Below are 330 nucleotides of genomic sequence, written 5' to 3'. Positions count from 1 at the left end.
CAATCGCACCAGATACCTGCGACATCGTATTGTTCATCGCCGTACCGTGTGGATAAAAGCGTGCTGGTAATTGGTTCAAGCCGTTTGTCGTTACTGGCATATTCACCATGGACATCCCGAACATGCGGATTGTATATAAAATAATTAAATGAGTATAAGTTGTTTCAAGTGTTAATTTGCTAAACATATAACTAGTGACCACTGTAATCCCTAAACCAATAATGGCTAACGTACGTCCGCCAAATTTATCGAATAATTTCCCTGTTATTGGCATCATAATTGCCATTGAAATCGCACCTGGCAGTAACAATAAGCCAGCATCTAAAGGAG

At 40.0% G+C, this 330-nt stretch carries 1 protein-coding gene; it reads right to left on the bottom strand.

From position 1 onward, the window contains the following. Positions 1-330 (bottom strand): MFS transporter (locus tag V7659_RS13790; protein WP_335540480.1); only part of this gene is annotated, 330 nt, incomplete at both ends.

It is taken from the genome of Neobacillus drentensis, from assembly GCF_036966985.1.
Lineage (GTDB): Bacteria > Bacillota > Bacilli > Bacillales > Cytobacillaceae > Neobacillus > Neobacillus drentensis_E.
This window is presented reverse-complemented; position numbering and strand designations above follow the sequence as displayed.